The following is an 18692-nucleotide window of genomic DNA, read 5'->3' on the forward strand; positions in this document are numbered from 1 at the left end:
GCGCTACATCGCCCGAGACCTCTACCGACGCCTCGAAAACCCACCCCAACCACTTGACGCACCATAGGAGCGTCCCGCCGCCGGGGGTGCAGGTCTTCACCGGCTACGGCATCAGCTCGATCCCGCAGATCGCGCTGATCAATGCTCAGAACCAGGCCCGCAACCTGGCCTACGCCGCGGGCTATCCGGAGCCGTTCATCCAGTGCTCCAACGGGGCGTCCTGGGTGAGCCAGTCGATGCCCAACTTCTACTCGGCGCAGGCCCAGATCATCTGCGCCGCCTGAAAGCTCCGCCGGGTGGCCGGGCTGAAGAGTTGATCGGCCCGGCGGTGATGTCGGAGCTCCCGTTGCTCTGGTGGCCCTCGGTGGCATGATCGGGAATTGGTTACGGCTGGTCGACCTTTCATGGCTGAAATTCCGGATTCGCCGCTGGTCTTGATCCGCGGGTTCGGGGTTCGAGTCCTGACGGCGCACCAACGAGCAAGGCCCTGGCCTGGCGGTTCACGCCGGGTCGGGGCCTTCTTCGCGTCCGGACGCTGGATGTGGTGCTTGCCTGTGCAGTGTCGCGGTTGGCCGCTCGCCACCCGCGATGAGAATCAATGCATTGTCAAGCATCGATGGGTTGACTGGATATAGACGAACGGTAATATATTTGTGAGTTCGGTCCGCCCCGGGCTGATCGGCGGCGGGAGTCTCTGATGGGTGTGCAACGACGGCGCAAGCCACGTCCGACCACGGCGGTCGGTGTGGCCGGATCACTCGTGGTGGGGTTGTTGGCCACCCCGGCGGTCGCCGGTCCGGCGTCAGCCGCCGACGGGCTCACCCTGGCCGTGGACGCGTCCGCCGCGCGGCACGCGATCAGCCCCGACATCTACGGCATGAACGGCGGCGACCCCGCGCTCGTCGCGGAACTCCGCACGCCGGTGGCCCGCTGGGGTGGTAACGCGAGCAGCCGCTACAACTTCAAGAACCACACCTACAACACCGGCAGCGACTGGTACTTCGAGAACATCGTGGCCGGGCCGGACAACACGGTTGAGGCGTTCGTCCAGCGAAACCGGGACCAGGGGACGAAGCAGGTGGTCGCCGTGCCGTTGATCGGATGGGTGGCGAAGGACTCGCCCTCGTCGCACCCGTTCGCCTGCGGCTTCCCGGCCACCCGTTTCCCGGAGCAGGACTCGTTCGACCAGTGGGACCCCAACTGTGGCAACGGCCGGCACGCCGACGCGAACCTGGTCGGGGCGGTCCCCTCGGACACCTCGATCCCGGCCGACGCGTCGTTCGCGGGCGAGATGGTGTCCCATCTCGTGAACCAGTTCGGCCCGGCCGCACGGGGCGGCGTGCCGATCTACGAACTCGACAACGAGCCGGTGTTGTGGAGCTCCACCCACCGCGACGTGCATCCCGATCCGGTGAGCTACGACGAGTTGGGCGGCAAGGGCACGGCGACCGCCGCGGCCGTCAAGGCCGCCGACCCGCGGGCGGCGGTGCTCGGGCCGTCCGGCTGGGGCTACTGCGAATGGGTGGCGTCCGGCGTGGACGGATGCGCGCCGGGTGCGGACGCGGCGGCGCACGGCGGGCTCAACCTCTCCCAGTGGTATCTGAAGAACATGAAGGACTTCAGCGACGCCCATGGCGGGAAGCGCTTCCTCGACTACTTCGACCAGCACTACTATCCGCAGATCAGCGGCGGTACGGACCCGGATGCCAACGCGCTGCGGCTGCGCTCCACCCGGTCGTTGTGGGATCCGACGTACGTGGACGAGTCGTGGATCGGTCCCGGCGGGGTGAACGCACCGCCGTTGCAGTTCATCCGCCAGATGAAGGCGTGGGTCGCGCAGTACTACCCCGGTACGAAGGTCGCCATCACCGAATACAACTGGGGCGCGCTGGACGACATCAACGGCGCGCTCGCGCAGGCCGACGTGCTCGGCATCTTCGGGCGTGAGGGTCTGGACCTGGCCACCATCTGGGGCGAGCCGAAGCCGACCGACCCCGGTGCGTACGCGTTCCGGATGTATCGCAACTACGACGGTGCCGGGAGCAGATTCGGGGACGTGAGCGTGTCGGCGGTCAGCAGCGACCAGGGGAAGCTCGCGGTCTACGCCGCGCAACGCTCGTCCGACAAGGCGCTCACCCTGATGGTGGTCAACAAGACGGGCGACGATCTCACGTCACGGCTGGCGATCGCCGGATTCCACGGCAGGGACAAGGCGCAGCGGTTCAGCTACGGTCCGGCCGATCTCACCTCGATCGTCCGGGGTGAGGATCTCCGGGTGACCCGTGGCGGCGTCAGCGCGACGTATCCGGCGAACTCCGTGACGCTGCTCGTCCTGCCGCAGCGCCGACACTGAACCCGGCGGACCGATGCCGGTGGATCCTCGGGTACCGACTCCGGGATCGTGAGATGCCGGTTCGGTGACCCGAGGACTCCGGATCCGAGCGAGGTGTGCAATCCGTAGGGGCGGGCCCGTTGCCGGGCCCGCCTCGAACGTGTCGTCCTGCGCTACCAGGTCAGCGGCAGGGTGCCGATGAACCGGGTGAGCGCGCCGGCGATCAATTGGTCGTCGCGCCGCGACGGGTGCCAGTCGCAGCCCAACTTGTCCAGGCCGAGCGCGTTGTCGTCGTAGTAGAGCGAGCGGACCCGGGTGTCGCCCGCGTCCGTCCGGGTCCGGACGACCTGCTGCACGGAACTGGCGAGCGGCGTGCCGGACAGGTCCGGGTAGGTCAGCACGATGAACGTGTCGGGGCCGTACCGGGCCCGCAGCTTGTCGAGGAAGCCCAGGTACGCGGTCCGGAAGTCGGCGGCGAGCTGGTCGGGGGTGCTCCACCGCTCACCGGCGTGCAGGGCGGTGGAGAAGTCGTTGATGCCCAGGCCGACCACGACCAGTTGCGGTTGCCAGGTGGCCGGCTTCTGCCACACGGTGCTGTTCCAGAGCGCCTGGAGGTCGGTCTCGTAGTAGGTGCGGAAGTTGTCGGTGCCCCCGCCGTTGTAGTTGCGCACCATGCCCAGGCCGGACCAGGCGATGAGCTGGAAGTCGGCGTCCAGGCTCTGTGCGGTGAGCGCGCCGAACGTGACGTCGGCGTTGGAGTTGCGGGTGACGCCGCCGTTGGCGGAGCAGTCCCGGGTCGTCGACATGTTGCCGTAGCCGGCGGTCCACGAGTCACCGATGAACTCGATCTGTCGGCTGCGGGTGGCGGGCCTGGCCAGGATCACGCCACCGGGTTCGGCGACGAGACCACCGAACTCGCCGGCGGCCCACGGGCTCTCGGTGCGTTTGACGAGCCGTACGGTGTGGACGGCGTCGGTGAGGTTCCGGACCCAGTAGGTGGTCTGCCCGGGGGTGACCAGGGTGGCGACGGTCGTGCCGTCGATCTGGACGGCGTAGTCGTTCTGGCTGTCGTTGAGCACGATCCCGACGCTGGTGCCCCGGAACCGCCCTTCGAAGTAGGTGCCGGGCCAGGTGTACTGGACGCTGCTCCCGACCGTCCGGACGCGCCCCACCGTGTTCGTCTGCGCGGCCGACGGCGGCGGCGGGCTGGTGGGCGGCGGGGTAGGCGTGGTGGTGGGTGGCCAGTGGGTCTCTGGCGGGCCGGTGGGCGGTGGCGGGTCGGTGGTCGGCGCCGGGGTGGTCGGTGCCGGCGTGGTGGGGGTCGGGCTTCCGGTGCACGGCACGCCGTTGAGCGCGAAGTCGGTCGGCGCCGGGTTCGCCGAGTTGTTCCACGAACCGCTGAAGCCGAACTGCGCGCCGGCGTCGGTGCCGAGGTTGCCGTTCCAGCCGGTGTTGGTCACGGTGACCCGGCCGCCGGACTGGGCCACCGTGCCGTTCCACAGTTGCCCGACCACCTGCCCGGCGGTGAACGACCAGGTCAACCGCCAGGTGGTGAGCGGATCGCCGAGGTTGGTGAGGTTGACGTTCGCGCCGAAGCCGCCCGGCCACTGGCTGGTGACGGTGTAGGCGACCCGGCAGCCGGCGGCGGCCTGCGCGGAGACGGTGGTGGTGAGTGCGGCGGTGACGGCGACGGTGACGGCGGTGGACACCGCCACCGCCGACCGGAGCCGGGTACGGGTGGGTGGCATCTGTGCTCCTCCGGGCGACGGGGTGACGGGCGCGCTACGCGCCGGAGCAGGTGATTCCGCTCGGGGCGGGGGAACTGCTGCCGTTGGCGAGGAAGCCGAAGCTCGTCGACCCGCCGGCGTTCAGGGACCCGTTGTAGGCGGCGTTGCGCACGCTGACCGGGCCGCTGGCGCCGGTGGCCACGCCGTTCCACACGTTGCTGATGCTCTGTCCACCGGCCAGGGTCATCCGCACCGTCCAGCCGCTGATGGCCGCCGTGCTGCTCACCGTCACCTCGCCCTGGAAGCCGCCGGTCCAACTGCTCACCAGGCGGTAGGTGGCGGTGCAGACACCCGAGGGGTCCGGCGGCGGCGTGGTCGGCGGCGGCGTGCTGGGCGGCGGCGTGCTGGGCGGCGGCGTGCTGGGCGGCGGGGTGCTGGGCGGCGGGGTGGCGCCGTCCGGGGCGACCGCTCGGCCGGTGGCCGGCGAGATCATGCCGGCGCACAGGCCGCGGTTGGCGAGATCGCTGACGATCCGCGGGATGGCCGCGATCGTGTTCGCCGGCCAGTCGTGCATCAGGATGGACCCGCCGGCCTGGAGCCGGCTGGCGTTCTGCACGATCTGGTCGGTGCTGGCGTTGTTCCAGTCCTGGGAGTCCACGTCGGCGTTGATCTCGGTCAGCCCGAACTGGGCCTCGACCGCCCGCAGCGTGGCGTTGGACTCCAGATAGGGCGGCCGGAACAGCTTCGGGGCCGTGCCGGTGGCCTGCTGGATCGCCTGCTGCGTCTGGGAGATCTCCGAGGCCATCTGCGCCTGGCTGAGCTGGGTCATGTGCGGGTGCGTCCAGCTGTGGTTCCCGATCCACATGCCGGCGTCCCGCTGCGCCCGGACCAGCGCCGGGTTGCTCTGCGCGTTCTGGCCGACGTTGAAGAACGTCGCCCGTACGCCGGCCGCCCTGAGCGTGTTGATCAGTGTGGTGGTGTTGCCCGGGGTGGGCCCGTCGTCGAAGGTCAGGGCCACGTAGCCGGTGCAGGCGGCGGCCATCGAGGGCGCGGCGGTGACGGCCAGTCCGGACGTCACGGCGGCCAGCAGCGCGGCGGTGGCCGCCGCCACCAGCGCCGGGCGACGCGCGGATCGGGTGGGGGCAGCCGTCGGTCCGGCCGGGAAGGGTGTCATCGGTTTCTCCCGCTGGCGTTCGAGGTGCTGCTCGGCGCCGTCACGGATCGCTCCACGGGAGTCGGTCCGCGACGTGGCTCAGCGGCCCGCAGGCAGCGACGTCGGGTGGGTGCCCACGGTTCGCCCGCATCGGCGCACCGTGAGGTTCGGCCTGTGGCCAGCCCGGCTCCGGTGGAGATTATGCCGCTATGCTTCGACGATCGTCAATTCCTGGAGGCTCCTCGAATGAAGATCGTTGCGTTGTCCTGCACCCAGAAGCGCCTGCCGTCGGTGACCGACGCGCTGCTGGAGGCAGCGATCAGCGGCGTCGTCCGGGAGGTCGACGGCGCGGAGATCCAGCGGATCCGGTTGATCGACCATTCCATCGCCATGTGCGAGGGCGAGGACACCTGTCTCGATCCCGAGGTGGGCCGGTGCCCGATCGACGACGACTTCGCGCACGTCGTCGAGCTGGCCGAGGGTGCGCAGGCGATGCTGCTCGCCATGCCGGTGTACGCGGGGAACGTGCCCGCCGTGCTGAAGATCTTCCAGGAGCGCCTGAAGAGCTTCATGAACGCCCGGCAGCGACCGTTCGGCAACCTGCTGGTCGGGACCATCGTGCATTCGCGCACCATGCTGACCGAACCGGCGCTGGGCGCGTTGTTCCCGTGGTACCTGCGGCTGCGGAACAGGAATGTGGCGTCGGCCTGCTTCACCCGTAACGATCATCAGGACCTGACCCGCACCGCGGCGTTCGACATGTGTGTGGCGGTGGGCCGGCAGCTCGGCATGACGCTCGCCGGCAGCGGGTCGCCGGCCGACGAGCGCACGTTGCTGCCGGTGGTTCAGCCGCCGGCTCGTCCGCGCTGCGGCGACCCGTCCGTCTCCTCGCCCGGGACGTGAGACTCCGCGCGCCAGGTGCACCCGTCGCCGGCCCGCACGCACGACACCCTGACGTCCGGTTCCAGGTAGCGGGCGGCGATGGTCTCGTGGAGGGGCTGGCAGTACGTGCACGGTGAGGAGAGCGTCAGCACGACGCCGGCGCGGGCGGCCTTTCTGCGGTAACGCAGGATCCCGCAGTCGGTGTTGCGCAGGACGGTGCCCGAGGGCTGACGCTCGCTGGTCACCGCCGAGTCGTACAGCAGCAACTGACGTTGCAGCCGGGTCATGAAGTGGTCGGTGGCGGACACCCCGGCGGGCCGCTGTGCCCGGAGCAGCGCCGCGGTGATGCGGGAGTTCGCCCGGATCCACGCGGTCAGGCCCGCTTCGCCGTGCTCGCCCAGCACGAACTCCTCGGCGGCGGCCTGGGCCTCGAAGAACCGCTGGCGCCACAGGTCGACCTTCTCGTCCGGGTCGAGCGGGGACGGCTGACCGGTCACGCGGCCCTCCCGGTGGCGTCGTCCAGTTCGGCGAAGACCTCCTGGGCCACGCGCAGCCCGTTGTTGGCGACCGGCCAGCCACCGTAGTACGCGAGCTGGATGATGACTTCGACGATCTTCTCCCGCGACATCCCGAGGTGCAGGGCGGCACCGATGTGGCCGCGCAGCTCCCAGTCGGTCCGGGCCAGCGCGACAGCGGTCAGCGCGACCAGTTCGCGCTCCTCGACGCTCAGGTGCGGGCGTGTCCAGATCTCCCCGAACAGGTGGTCGACCGTGATCCGCAGGAACTCCGGGTAGGAGCCCGGGCGCGGCTCACGTCCGAAGACCTGCTGGAACATGGCCTCACCCCGCTCGTGGCGGTCAGCCGGCTGATCCATCGTCAACTCCTTCGGGTCGGACGAACGGTGGTCAACGTGCCCGACGCCACGAAGGCGACGGCCAGCAGCGCGGCCCCGCTGGCGAAGGCGGCCGGAACGTTCACCCGCTCGGCGACGAGCCCCACGACGACCGGTCCGGCCACGGCGCCGATGTCGGTGCACATCGAGAAGCCGGCGACGCCGCTGCCGGCCCGGCCGGCCACGACGTCACCGACCAGCGCGGCCGGCGCGGCGTTGAGCAGCGCCGATCCCGCGGCGTACCCGCAGAGCAGCGCGACGAGCCAGGCGTACCGGTCGACGAACGCCAGGGCGGTGACGGAGGCCGCCGCCACACCGGTGCCGGTGATCATGGCGGCCCGGCGGCCGGCCCGATCGACCATCCGGCCGGCCGGCATGATCAGCAGCGCCTGGACGGCGGCGGACAGGGTGAACGCCCATCCCACCCATGACACGTCGTGTCGCCACGCCACCACGACCAGCGTGGGGACCAGTGCGCTGCGCAGTCCGAACAGGACCCAGCCCTGCGCCAGCGCGGCGAGGCAGGCCACCACGTAGCGTCGGTCCCGCAGCAGCGCCGGTAGTCCGATCACCGGACGGCCGGGCTCCGCGCCGGCGGTCCGGCCGGTGCGCAGCAGCGCCGGCGTCAGCACCGCGGCGGCCAGCAACATCGTGGCGTACGCCAGGAACGGCGTGGCGAGGGTGACGAGCGCGAGGAGCCCGCCCAGGGCCGGTCCGCAGATTCCGCCGAGCAGGAAGCCCGCCTCGAACACGGCGCTGGCCCGCCCCCGCCGGTCCGCCGGCGCGACCGCCAGGAGCATCGCCAGCGCGGACACCGAGAACAGCACCGAGCCGACGCCGCCGAGCCCCCGGAACACGAGCAGTTGCCCGTAGGACGAGGCGTTCGCCGTCAGCGCCGAGGAGACCGCACAGAGCAGCAGGCCGGCGACCAGGACCCGCCGCTCCCCGAACCGCACGCCGAGCCGGCCGCAGAACGGGCTGGCGACCAGCCGCATCAACGCGAACAGGGCGACGAGCGCGCCGATCCGGGTCGGCCCGGCCCCGAACGTCGCCGCATACACCGGGAGCACCGGGAGCACCAGCCCCAGGCCCAACATGACGCATCCGCCGACGACGCTGAGGACGTAGACCTCGCGCGGGAGACCCGGTCGGACGGCGGCGACCGGTGGGACGCTGCCCGGAACGACTGTCTTCACGGCCCGGTCACAGGATGATGCTGAGCTTTCCGTGCTCGACCAGCGTCTCGTGGTCCAGCACCACGACCCGGCGCCGGGCCCGGAACGACCCGCCCTCGGCGACCAGCTCGAACCGGTACTTCCCGACGTAGGCGTCGGAGCGCCCGTGCCCGAACCGGTGGACGACGACATTCGCCGCCACGTCGAGGTGGGTGCCCCGGTCGGTCAGGATCTCCACGTTGCCGACCAGCCGGTTCGTCCGCGATCGTGGGTTCTCGCACCACACCTCGCCGGTGAGGAGCTGGTCGATGCGCTGGCGCAGGCGGGCCGCGTCGTCGTCGATGAGCCCGATGACGTTGGCCCCCTCGTCGCGGACGTCGGTGGCCGGCACCCGGTAGCGGATGTCGTCGGTCAGCATCTCGTCGTACCACTCGCGCAGGCGCCACTCGTCGAGCAGCCGCGCCTCCCGGAAGAGGAACTGGTTCACCCGGTGCCACAACCGCACCTGGGCCGATTCGTCGACGGTCAGCTCGATGGTCATCGCGGTTCCGCCCCCTGCCGCTCCGCCGGCCGAGCGATCTCGTGGTGATCGTCGTCGCCGTGCATCAGCCGATCCCACCGGCGCCAGAACTCGCGGGCGGGAAGCTCGTCCGTCGTCTCCGGTACGGCCCTGTTCATGCCGCGTGACAGGTCCGAGTAGCGGACCGACCGGTTGAGGTAACCCCGCTGGCACGACTCGATGATCTCGATGTCGTCGGGGGTGGCGAAGCCGGCGGGACCGAGGAACGTCAGGTAGTGGCTCTTGCGGAGCTCCCGGATGTCCGGATCCTCGTCCTTCGGGGCCAGCGCGACCGAGGTGATGGCCATCCGGTCGGGGGCGATCGGGTCGATCTTGCGGATCGTGATCGCGATCGCGTCGATGATCATCAGGTTGGGAAAGATCAGCAACGCGCGGTTGGTGCCGGTGATCCGCTCGGCGCGTTCGGCGCCGAACCGGTCGACGAACCGGGCGGCCGTCGCCTCGATCCGCGGCCGGACCTCCGGGCTGAACATCGGCGTCCAGTACGCGAGCGGGCGGGCCGCCGCCGGTGGCAGCTCGTTGGCGCCGTGTCCCAGCCCGAGGGCGCAGCCGAAGCCGCCTCGCCGTCGTGGTGGCACCGACCCCAGCGACTCCATGTAGCCGACGTAACGCTTGTGCAGGGCCCGGAAGTGGTAGATGTCGACGCTGTTCTCCATCATGAGCTTCCAGTTGGCCCGCGCGCCGTGGAGCTGCGCGCCCTGGATCACCTCCATCCCGACCTCGGACTGGTCGTCGATCAGATCGAGGTACTCCGTCGCGCCCGCCAGGTACTCGGTCAGGGTGCGCCGCTGTCCCGGGTCGAAGGTGACGAACACGAATCCGCGGTAGGCGTCACCACGGTGCTGCGTGAGGCCGTGGTCCGCCTTCCGGAAGCCCGGTCCGTACCCGTCCGGGATCGGGACCCCGACCAGGTCGCCCCGGTTGGAGAAGGTCCAGTCGTGGTAGGGGCACCGGAACGACCTGGCCTGCCCGGCCGGCTCCGCGCAGATCAGCGCCCCGCGGTGCGGGCAGCTGTTCGCGAACACCCGGATCACCCCGTCGGATCCGCGCGCCATGACCACCGGCCGCCCGCCGACGTCACGTGCCACGTAGGAGCCCGGTCCGGGCACCTCCGACTCGTGTCCGACGTACAGCCAGCAGCGGTCGAAGATCCTGGTCATCTCCTGGGCGGCCAGCTCACCGTCGGTGTACGCGCGGCGGTCCACCAGGAAGGAGTCGCGCTCCCGGTCGTCGATCACGATCGGGTCGCCCGCCGGTCGCCGCGGCGCGGTCGTCACCGCTTCTCCTCGCGCCGTGGCGTCCCGGCCGTGTCGAGGACCAGCTCCGCCGTCCGCGCGGCGGAGTCGCCGCACTCCGGTTGTGCGGCGCGCAGCCGGGCCCGGTGGTCCCGGGTCGGGTCGAGCAGGTCGGTGACGGCGTCGGTGACCGCCTGCGCGGTGACGTCGGCCGGCGCCAACGCGGTCCCGAAGCCCGCGCTGCCCACGAAGTGCGCCTGCACCGGCTGATCCACCGCCAGCGGGATCACCAGCATCGGTGTCGCCGCGCGGATCGACTCGGCCACGGAGTTGTACCCGCCGTGGGTGACGAACACGTCGGCGCGTTCGAGCACCTCACGTTGCGGCAGGTACGGGGCGGTGAGCACGTCGTCGGGCAACGCGAGGTCCTCGGCGAGGTCGCCGACCGCGGCGATCACCTGGGCGCCGGTGGCCGCCGCGCCGGTGATGACCGTGCGCAGCAGGTCGGGTCGCCGGTAGAAGATCGTGCCGAAGGAGACGTACACCACCGGGCGGCCCGGCTCGATCCGGTCGAGGCCGGCGAAGGCGACCTCGTCGCCGCGGGTCCCCGCCGCGCCCGGCAGCCCGATCAGCTGCCCGCCGTCGTCGGTCACGCCGTCGTTTCCGACGAGCGCGGGAATCGTCGGCATCAGATTGAGAATCGGCGATCGCGCCGAATGGGTCCGGGCCGACCACCGCACCCCGTGCCGGGTCAGATAGTCGCCGACCTGCTCGTCGTAGGCCCAGCGTCCCCGTCGGTGTTCGCGCGGGCAGACGCCACCCAGGTTGGCCCAGATCATCCCGTACGGAATGCCGGAGGCCTCGGCGCCGACCATGGCCGACGCGGTGACCGGCAGCGAGTCGACGAGCACGAAGTCCGGTGCCGTCGCGCGCAGCGCGTCGATCGTCTGGTCCGCCACCGGGGACGCCTGGAGCATCGCGCCGATCTTCGCCGGATCGTCGCTCCACGGCGCCATCTCGACCTTCCCGATCAGATGGACCGGCGTGGTGCCGAGGGCCTGGCGACGCTTGTCGTCGAGCATGCCTCCGTCCGCTGACAACAGCAGCAGCGTGACGTCGCCGCCGGCGGCGCGGAGCGCGTTGACCACCGGAACGTACGGGTTCAGATGACCGTGCTGCGTCGTGGTCAGGAGGGCGACGCGCATCAGATCTCCGATCCGTCGGGAGAGCGGTATCAAATCGTCCTCAAGCACGCGGAAAAGGTGCGTCAGCGAAAGGAAAAGCTGAAATGCGGCCCGTTTTCCGGCGTTCCGCAAAGCCTGCCGGGACAAAGGATCGATGTCAATGCCTTGTGTCTGTCACCCGTCGTGGGTCGACGCGTACAAACGTCGTCGGGGCTTCGGATAATCGGCACTTGAGTGTTTCGGCCGAGTCTGAGCAGTTGGACGCATTTGGTCGACAAAAGGCAATGCCGGGCGCGCTCTCGCCGATGCCTTTGGCGACCCCGCCACCTCGCCGACCCGGAGGGCAATCTGATCGGCCTCGCCGCCCTGCCGGGACGCGTCCGCCGGGCGCCCGTCCGCCGCTGAGCGACCGGTCCCCGACAGAGCACGGGCATCGTGGCGTCGCGCCCCTACAGTCCCCTCCATGAAGTGGACGGTGCGTTTCACGACCGGGCTCGCCGTACTGGTGACGGCCCTGGTGGCCGGGGCGGTGAGCGCCGCCGCGGCGCCCGCCGACGGCGGCCTCGGCCTGGCCCTGCGCCCACCGACGGCGGACTACCGCGCCGGCGACCAGGTCCGCCTGGATCTCACCGTCACGAACACCACCGCAGCGGCGTGCGCGCTGCCCACCCAGGCCGCCGGCACCGTCCAGGTGACCGGGGTACGCCGGGACGGGCGCGACCTCACGCCGGTGCTCGCCCGCAGCTTCCACGACGACGGGATCGCCGCCGCCGCCACCGCCGGCCTGACCACGGTCGAGCCGGGCGCGACCGCGACCGTGACGCTCACCGGCGTCCGGGTGCACGACGGCGACGCGCCTGGCGACGTGGTGCTCCGGTCGGTGGCCGCCACTGCGGACGGCGGCGGCCTGGACTCGCTCTGGCCGGTCGGCGCAACCGGCCGGTACGAGGTCACGGCCGGCTACGTGACGCTGCCGGTCACCGGTGCGGCGAACCCCTGCCCGGGCGCGACGGAACTGCGGACCACCACGTTCACGATCGGCGACGGCGGCGCGCCCGTCCGCCGCTGGCTCTGGCCGGCCGCCGGGGCATTGCTGCTGGTGCTCCTCGTCGCCGCGCTGGTGGTCCTGCTGTGGGTACGCCGTCACCGTCGGCCGGCCGCCGCCGGCGTGGCACTGCTGCTCGTCGCGGTCGGCGCGCTGGTCGGCGGCGGGTCGCGGCCCGCCCGGGCCGACTACTCGGTCGACCCGACCGCCGGCGTGCCGGTCAGCGGCGTCGACTTCCAGGCCGCGGTCGACGGCTGCCTGGCCGCGTTCGCGCTGCCCGGCGGCGACCCGGCCGGCCTGCTGCCCCGGTTGAAGGACAAGAAGAGCCCCAAGGTGCGGATCATCCCCACCCCGGGCGGCTCGGGCGCGTTCGAGACGCCGGAGAGCGCCGACGGCAAGGGCTCGTCCACGGTCACCTGGAATCCGGCGTCCACCGACCCATATGAAGACGGGGTGGCCCGGAACCCCTGCGCCGCGCTCTACCACGAGCTGAACCACGCCGACGACATCTCCCGCGACGCGGTCCCGGCGGGCCAGTGCGGGAGCACCGGAATCCCCACCGCGGAGGTGAAGGCGACGCTCGCGGAGAACCGCTACCGGGCGGCGAAGGGCCTGCCGCCGCGCACCCAGTACAAGGGAAACCCGCTGCCGAAGAGCCTCGACGAGTGCAAGAAGCCGGCGAAGAAGACGCCCCCGCCGAAGGGCCCGGTCAAGCTCTGCGAGGACGGAGCCGACTGCGGCGGCAGCAACGGCGACCCCCATCTGGTCACCTTCGATCGGGTCTACTACGACTTCCAGGCCGTCGGCGAGTTCACGCTGGTCGCCGCCGTCGGCGGTGACCCGCTGGAGGTGCAGGTCCGGCAGGCGCCGATGGCCGGCACCCGCACCGCCTCGGTCAACTCCGCGGTCGCGTTCCGGGTCGGTGCCCACCGGCTGGCGCTCACCCTCACCGACGGCGCCACCCGGGTCCACGTCGACGGCGCGCCGCTCGCCGCGCCGCCGGAGCGGACCGACCTGGCCGGCGGCGGCAGCCTCACCCGCCGTCCCTCCGACACCGGACCGACCGACGGGTACGACGTCACCTGGCCGGACGGCTCCGCCGCCGCGGTCGACCAGATCGGCCGGTACGGCTACCGCGTGCTGGTCCGGCTCGCCGACGGTCGGGCCGGAAAGGTGCGTGGACTGCTCGGCGACTTCGACGGCGACCCCGCCGACGACATCGCGCCCGCCTCCGGCCCCGCCCTCACCCAGCCGGCGCCGTTCGCGAAGCTCTACCCGGCGTACGCGGACAGTTGGCGGATCACCGCGGACCGGTCGCTGTTCCCCTACGGCGACGGGGAGGACACCGGCACGTTCACCGACCGGAGCTTCCCCGAGCGGCAGGTGACCGCCGGTGACCTCGACCCGGCCCGCCGCGCCACTGCCGAACAGGTCTGCCGGTGGGCCGGCGTCACCGCCCCCGGCCCGCTCGCCGAGTGCGTCTTCGACGTCGCGGTCAGCGGGCGCCCCGAGTTCGCCGTCGCCGTCGCCACCACCGAACGCGTCGCCCCGCCGGCCGCCGCGCCGATCACCGCCGTACCGGTGGCCACCGCCAGCCTGACGCCGGGCGGTGCGCCGCTGACGTTCGCCGGCCGGGCCGGGGACGCCGTCTTCGTCGACGCCACCGCCCCCGGCATCGACGACCGCTGCTCGCCGTACCTGCTCGTCGACCCCGGTGGGCGGGAGATCGCGAGCGGCTGCAACATCAACGGCGCCGGTTACGTCGACCGCGTCGACCTCCCCACCACCGGCACGTACGCGATCCGGGTCGCCGCCGTCCCCGGCGACGCCGGCCGTGCCGCCGTCCGGGTCTACCTGGCCCGGGACAGCGGCGGCACGCTTCAACCGAACGGCCCGGCCGTGACCGCGACCGTCGAACAGCCCGGTGCCCGGGCGCAGTACCGGTTCACCGGCCGCAAGGGGGAGCGGGTCTTCGTCGAGGTGCCCGAGAGCACGCTGCCCGACCAGTGCTCCCCGCTGGAGTTGCGGGACGCCGAAGGGCAGTTGCTGCGCAGCGGCTGTGTGATCAACGGCATCGGCGAGGTCGACGGCACGCTCCTGCCCGCCGACGGGACGTACACGGTGCTTGTCGACCCGGTCGAGCGCGGCACCGGCACGGCCACGCTGCGCGTGGTCACCGGCCGGGACCGGGACGCGACGATCATGGTCGGCGGGCCGCCGGTCGTCGCCGGGATCGACCGGCCCGGGGCGGTCACCGGCTACCGGTTCACCGCCGCCGCCGGCACGTCGGTGACGGTCACCGCGACCGCCGCGACGCTGCCCGACCAGTGCGGCACGCTGGTGCTGAGCGCCCCGGACGGCAGCACGCTCGCCACCGGGTGCGTGATCAACGGGGCCGGCGGGATCGACTCGACCACGCTGCCGGCGGCCGGGGAGTACACGCTGTCGGTGGATCCGTCGGGGGCCGCGACCGGGGAGGTCACGCTGGCGGTGCGATGAGGTGGCCCTGCCGTCGAGGGCCGGCGCGGAGGCTGCTAACGTTCCGTCCCGTTGTCGGTGAGCGCCGCTAGCTCAACTGGCAGAGCAGCGGACTCTTAATCCGCGGGTTCGGGGTTCGAGTCCCTGGCGGCGCACCAACGATCAAAGCCCTGACCTGGCAGTTCCACAGGTCAGGGCTTTCTTCGTACCCACCGCGGCAAGACCGCCGGGCTGACCGCGCCTCGGTCACTCCCCGGTGTTCTCCGGGGGTCCGTCGCGCCCGCGCCCGGAGGGCTCCTCGTCAACGACGTTGCTGGTCCTCGTGCCGACGAGCGACGGGTCCACGTCCTCGGGTTCGATGAGCCCGGCGACGTGGCCGGAGGCACGCACGACCTCTCCACCGGCGACGAAGCTCCGCATGCCCGTCTCGCCGGTGGTACGGAGCGGAACGGCGAGGGTGCCCGATCGGCGCCCGCTCCGCCAGTCGAGCTCCAGCCGCCACCGCACGTCGCTGTTCTCGGTCACCGCCCGCACCACAAGCGTCCTCGGCACGGTGACAGCTTCGAAGGCGGGCCACACCAGCGGCTGATCGAAGTCGAGGAGCAGATTGACCATCGGCCGCAGCCGGCCCCCGGCGTCCGCCGGGGCGGACGATTCGGGGCCGCACATGAGGGAATCGACGGAGCCGCGGTGATGAGGTTCTCGGGACTCCACGACCGCGCGGACTGCGGTGATCTCTCCGGCGGGTGCGGTGAGGTCGACCGAGACGACGTGCAGGTTGGTCGGCAGGAGGACCGGCTGGGCGGCGCGCCCGGACTCCGGCGGAAGCAGTAGGGCGGTGTCGATGTGGGTGAGGGCGTGGCCCTTGACGGGCTCGTGCCACGCGGCGGCGACGACGGAGAACGTCTCGTCGAGATAGATCTTGCCGGTGGGCGCTGTCACGGTGGGGCTGATCCGGAACGGGTGCCGGCTTGCGAGGGCCGTCGCCGCTCCGGGCACGCGCCGCAGCATGGGTCCGGAACCCGGCGGCCAGCCCGACCAGGGCACGGGCCGGGACGGGACGCCGGGTCGTGCCGCCAGACACGCTCCGAGCGCGTTGAGCATGCCCGGCAGTTCGGCATGGCGGACGTCGGCCCGGAACTCCATCCGGCGGACGCACCAGATGGCGAACTCGGTCGCCTGTTCGCGTGCCGCGACATCGCCGTGCCGGTGGAAGCGGCGGAGCAGGGAGGCCACCACGTCCTGGGCGACCGGCGCGAGACCCGGCGGCATCCCGGCGGACGGCATGCGGGTGAGGGAGGACAGGAGCGCGCGGACCGCGTCCCGATCCGCATCCCGCCCCTCCGCCTCGTAGGCCAGCACCCGGGACAGGAGCAGCAGGATCGTCCGATCCCCGGCGGACGGGTCGTCAGGTCGCTCGTGCATCGCCATCTCGCAGGCCCGCGCGGCCCGTCTCGCGAGCCCGGCGTCCCGCTCCATGCCCGCCAGGAAGGGCAGCACCCGGGCGGCGTGATCCCAGTGCCGGCCGGCGGCCGGCGAGCCGGACGGGGACAGCGTCGCGGCGCGCTCGTTGGCCTGCCCGAAGGAGTGCATCAATTCGACGCCGGTGTCGTCGTCCACATCGAGCAGGCCTCTCAACGCGAGAGCGAGGTTGCTCCAGATCATGAAGTGGTCGCCCGGTACCCGGTGGAGTAGTTGCCGGTGCAACTGCACGTACCACTGCATGTCCGCCGGTGAGGTGTGGTCGATCGTGCCCAGCAGGGACTGCGCGACGGAGATGAGCCGGTCGCCGACGTCGGCCTGGTCCGGATCGCGCACCGCCGCCTCCACCAGCAGCCCGTACGCCTCGCCGAGGGCTTCCCGGTCGCGGGTCCACCGGTAGCGGGCGACGTGCACATGCGACAGGTTGAACAGCAGGCCGGGCAGGGCCGGGAAGCCACCTGCGCGGGCCCGCGCGACTGCTCGCTCCGCCAGCGCGCGCGCCTCGTCGAAGTCGGCCTGGCGACCACTGTGCAGATAGCGCTCGTAGGGAACCGCGAACGAGTTGGCCAGGGCTGCTGTTTCCGGGTCCAGGGGTGCGGTCATCGGTCGTCCGCCAGACCGGCGGTGGAGAAGGGCTCGCCGTCGAGGTCGATCGGCGCGACCCCGTGCCGACCGTCGCAGGTCCAGTGCAGGTCCAGCCGCCAACGCACGAGTTCGCCGGAGGCATGCGCGATCAGGGCGAAGACCTCCGGATCGTCAGCGGTCACCTTGAAGGGAAAACCGGACGGGCCCTCGGCGAGCAACCGCGGCGGATCCGCACTCAGCCACAGGTGGAAACGGCGAACCGGCAGCTGGCCCAGATGGTGCACCGGACGTGCCTCCGGAAGGGGTTGCCGGGACAGCACGACGGGTTCCATCCGACGCAGGATGACCGCCTGCGACCCGCTGGTCTCGATGGTGATGTCGACGGCATGACCGCTACGCGGCACGATCAGCGAGCCGACGTCCTCGCGGATCCTGAGATAGTTCCCCACGTCCAGGCGGGCGCTGACGGTCAACGGCGGACCCTGCACCGTCCTGACCGGATCGTCGGCCACCGGTCCGGTTGCCGGTTCGGCCGCCGACCGTCGCCACAGCCACGCCAGCGCCGACACCACCACCGCAGCCGCGGCCGTCCCGCCGAAAATGGTGCTGGACCACTGATCGGCCTTGTCCCGGCCCTCACGGACCAGGAACCAGCTCAGCCCGACGGCCGCCACCAGGGTCACCGCGACGACGAGCGGAAACCAGAAGCTACGACGCCTCCACACCGGCACGGTGCCATCATCCCTGTCCGGGAGAGCGTCCTCAACCGGCTACGAGGTCACCCGCGCACCGGCGGTAGCCACCGGTCTGTCCGGTAGCCGACGGAGCCGTACCCGTCGAGGTCTCGTCGGCTGCTCCCGGGTGACGGCCTGGAATGCTTCGGCCATGCCTTCCTTTCCACCCACCTTCGCCGACCGGGTCGTCGCGTTGCCGGCCGGCGCCCAGTTCGAGGCGTTCCTCGACGAGCACCGGGACGCGCTCAACGGCTGCCTGGACGGGTTGACCGAGGCCCAGGCCCGCCGGTCGCTGGTGGCTTCCCGGACCACGTTGCTGGGTCTGGTGAAGCACGCGACCTTCGTGGAGAAGGTCTGGTTCGACGAGGCCGTCACCGGCCGGTCGCGCGCCGAGATCGGCATCCCGGAGCGGTCGGAGGAGTCGTTCGTCCTCGACGACGACGACACGATCGCCACGGTGCGGCAGGCGCACCGCGACGCCTGCGCGGCGTCCCGCCGTGCCACGTCGTCCCTCGGCCTGGACGACGTCCTGCGTGGACATCGCCGGGGCCCGCTGCCGCTGCGCTGGGTGTACCTGCACGTGCTGCGTGAACTCGCCCAGCACTGCGGGCACGCGGACATCCTCCGTGAGCAGCTCCTCGACGGCTGACCTCCCGCGCGGGCCCGGTCGCGCCGCGGCTCGAGCTGAAGCTCAACGCGGTCGCCAAGGCGTGCGGCATCGGGCAGGGGACGTTGTACCGGCACTTCCCGACCCGGGAGGACCTGTTGGCCGAGGTCTACCGCCAGGAGGTCGACGAGCTGGTCGCTGCCGCCCCGCGACTGCTGGCCCGACACCAGCCGGTGGGCGCGCTCGCGGCCTGGTTCGACCGGGTGGCCGCGTACGCCCGGGTCAAGCGCGACGTGTTCGCGGCCACCTGGCGCGGCCTGGCCGCGCACAGCCTGGGCCCGATCGGCGAGGCGGTCGAGCTGCTGCTCGCCGCCGGCCGTGCGGCGGGCGCCATCCGCCCCGACGCGGACGCCCGCGACGTCATCGTGCTCATCAGCTGGCTGTCGCGTCTGGACGACGCCGAACTCGACGCCCGCGGGTCCCGGCTGCTCGCCATCCTGGTCGACGGGCTCCGGGCGGGCCCCGCCTGAGCCGGTGCCCCGCCGGGGTGTCCGTCCGGCGACCGCACGGTGCGGGCCGGCCGGGACCGGACGCTTCGGCG

At 71.8% G+C, this 18692-nt stretch carries 16 protein-coding genes and 1 tRNA gene; 7 read left to right on the plus strand and 10 right to left on the minus strand.

Annotated elements, in window-relative coordinates; genetic code table 11:
- Positions 1 to 53 precede the first annotated feature (53 nt).
- Positions 54 to 284 (plus strand): hypothetical protein, encoded by a 231-nt coding sequence (locus ACLQ2W_RS26105; RefSeq protein WP_425789533.1) that lies wholly within the window; start codon positions 54 to 56, stop codon positions 282 to 284.
- A 413-nt stretch (positions 285 to 697) separates the two neighbouring features.
- Positions 698 to 2353, plus strand: a complete 1656-nt coding sequence (locus tag ACLQ2W_RS26110; RefSeq protein WP_425789535.1) for a glycoside hydrolase family 44 protein — start codon at positions 698 to 700, stop codon at positions 2351 to 2353.
- A 152-nt stretch (positions 2354 to 2505) separates the two neighbouring features.
- Here ACLQ2W_RS26110 and ACLQ2W_RS26115 read toward each other — a convergent pair whose 3' ends face one another.
- Positions 2506 to 4080 carry a cellulose binding domain-containing protein gene (locus ACLQ2W_RS26115; protein ID WP_425789537.1) on the minus strand — a complete coding sequence of 525 codons (1575 nt, stop codon included), beginning with the start codon at positions 4078 to 4080 and terminating at the stop codon, positions 2506 to 2508.
- 34 nt (positions 4081 to 4114) lie between these two features.
- Entirely contained in the window at positions 4115 to 5233 is a 1119-nt protein-coding gene (locus ACLQ2W_RS26120; protein ID WP_425789539.1) for a polysaccharide deacetylase family protein, read from the minus strand.
- Positions 5234 to 5386: 153 nt separating this feature from the next.
- On the opposite strand from ACLQ2W_RS26120, the gene ACLQ2W_RS26125 reads away from it, so the two are divergent.
- The gene (locus ACLQ2W_RS26125) at positions 5387 to 6115 is read left to right on the plus strand and encodes a flavodoxin family protein (protein WP_425789541.1); all 729 of its coding nucleotides are present in this window, start codon (positions 5387 to 5389) and stop codon (positions 6113 to 6115) included.
- Here ACLQ2W_RS26125 and ACLQ2W_RS26130 read toward each other — a convergent pair.
- From ACLQ2W_RS26130 to ACLQ2W_RS26155, 6 genes are read right to left on the minus strand one after another with little or no spacing between them, the layout of a single operon-like run.
- Positions 6058 to 6591 (minus strand): hypothetical protein, encoded by a 534-nt coding sequence (locus tag ACLQ2W_RS26130; RefSeq protein WP_425789543.1) that lies wholly within the window; start codon positions 6589 to 6591, stop codon positions 6058 to 6060. The two genes, ACLQ2W_RS26125 and ACLQ2W_RS26130, sit on opposite strands and share 58 nt — an antisense overlap.
- Complete coding sequence (locus ACLQ2W_RS26135; RefSeq protein ID WP_107156245.1) at positions 6588 to 6968, minus strand: carboxymuconolactone decarboxylase family protein; 381 nt, start codon at positions 6966 to 6968, stop codon at positions 6588 to 6590. Before ACLQ2W_RS26135 ends, ACLQ2W_RS26130 begins: the two co-directional genes overlap by 4 nt.
- 2 nt (positions 6969 to 6970) lie before the next feature.
- Entirely contained in the window at positions 6971 to 8182 is a 1212-nt protein-coding gene (locus tag ACLQ2W_RS26140; RefSeq protein ID WP_425789545.1) for an MFS transporter, read from the minus strand.
- 7 nt (positions 8183 to 8189) lie between these two features.
- A complete protein-coding gene (locus ACLQ2W_RS26145) occupies positions 8190 to 8702 on the minus strand; it encodes an aromatic-ring-hydroxylating dioxygenase subunit beta (RefSeq protein WP_425789547.1) in 513 nt (170 codons plus the stop codon).
- Positions 8699 to 10018, minus strand: a complete 1320-nt coding sequence (locus ACLQ2W_RS26150; protein WP_425789549.1) for an aromatic ring-hydroxylating oxygenase subunit alpha — start codon at positions 10016 to 10018, stop codon at positions 8699 to 8701. Before ACLQ2W_RS26150 ends, ACLQ2W_RS26145 begins: the two co-directional genes overlap by 4 nt.
- Positions 10015 to 11181 (minus strand): glycosyltransferase, encoded by a 1167-nt coding sequence (locus tag ACLQ2W_RS26155; protein ID WP_425789551.1) that lies wholly within the window; start codon positions 11179 to 11181, stop codon positions 10015 to 10017. The genes ACLQ2W_RS26150 and ACLQ2W_RS26155 overlap by 4 nt, the downstream gene beginning before the upstream one ends.
- Before the next feature lie 442 nt (positions 11182 to 11623).
- On the opposite strand from ACLQ2W_RS26155, the gene ACLQ2W_RS26160 reads away from it, so the two are divergent.
- Together ACLQ2W_RS26160 and ACLQ2W_RS26165 are read left to right on the plus strand one after the other, a co-directional pair.
- Entirely contained in the window at positions 11624 to 14704 is a 3081-nt protein-coding gene (locus ACLQ2W_RS26160; protein WP_425789553.1) for a VWD domain-containing protein, read from the plus strand.
- Positions 14705 to 14765: 61 nt separating this feature from the next.
- Positions 14766 to 14841: transfer RNA gene (locus ACLQ2W_RS26165), tRNA-Lys, on the plus strand.
- 88 nt (positions 14842 to 14929) lie between these two features.
- Here the strand turns inward: ACLQ2W_RS26165 and ACLQ2W_RS26170 are convergent.
- Entirely contained in the window at positions 14930 to 16768 is a 1839-nt protein-coding gene (locus ACLQ2W_RS26170) for a hypothetical protein (protein WP_425789555.1), read from the minus strand.
- Positions 16765 to 17481, minus strand: a complete 717-nt coding sequence (locus tag ACLQ2W_RS26175) for a hypothetical protein (protein WP_425789557.1) — start codon at positions 17479 to 17481, stop codon at positions 16765 to 16767. Before ACLQ2W_RS26175 ends, ACLQ2W_RS26170 begins: the two co-directional genes overlap by 4 nt.
- A 154-nt stretch (positions 17482 to 17635) precedes the next feature.
- On the opposite strand from ACLQ2W_RS26175, the gene ACLQ2W_RS26180 reads away from it, so the two are divergent.
- Both ACLQ2W_RS26180 and ACLQ2W_RS26185 read left to right on the plus strand, forming a co-directional pair.
- Positions 17636 to 18133, plus strand: a complete 498-nt coding sequence (locus ACLQ2W_RS26180) for a DinB family protein (RefSeq protein ID WP_425789559.1) — start codon at positions 17636 to 17638, stop codon at positions 18131 to 18133.
- Between the two features lie 35 nt (positions 18134 to 18168).
- A complete protein-coding gene (locus ACLQ2W_RS26185) occupies positions 18169 to 18621 on the plus strand; it encodes a TetR/AcrR family transcriptional regulator (RefSeq protein ID WP_425789909.1) in 453 nt (150 codons plus the stop codon).
- The last annotated feature ends 71 nt before the right edge of the window (positions 18622 to 18692 follow it).

The sequence above is a fragment of the Micromonospora sp. DT227 genome, assembly GCF_049841835.1.
Classification (GTDB): domain Bacteria; phylum Actinomycetota; class Actinomycetes; order Mycobacteriales; family Micromonosporaceae; genus Micromonospora.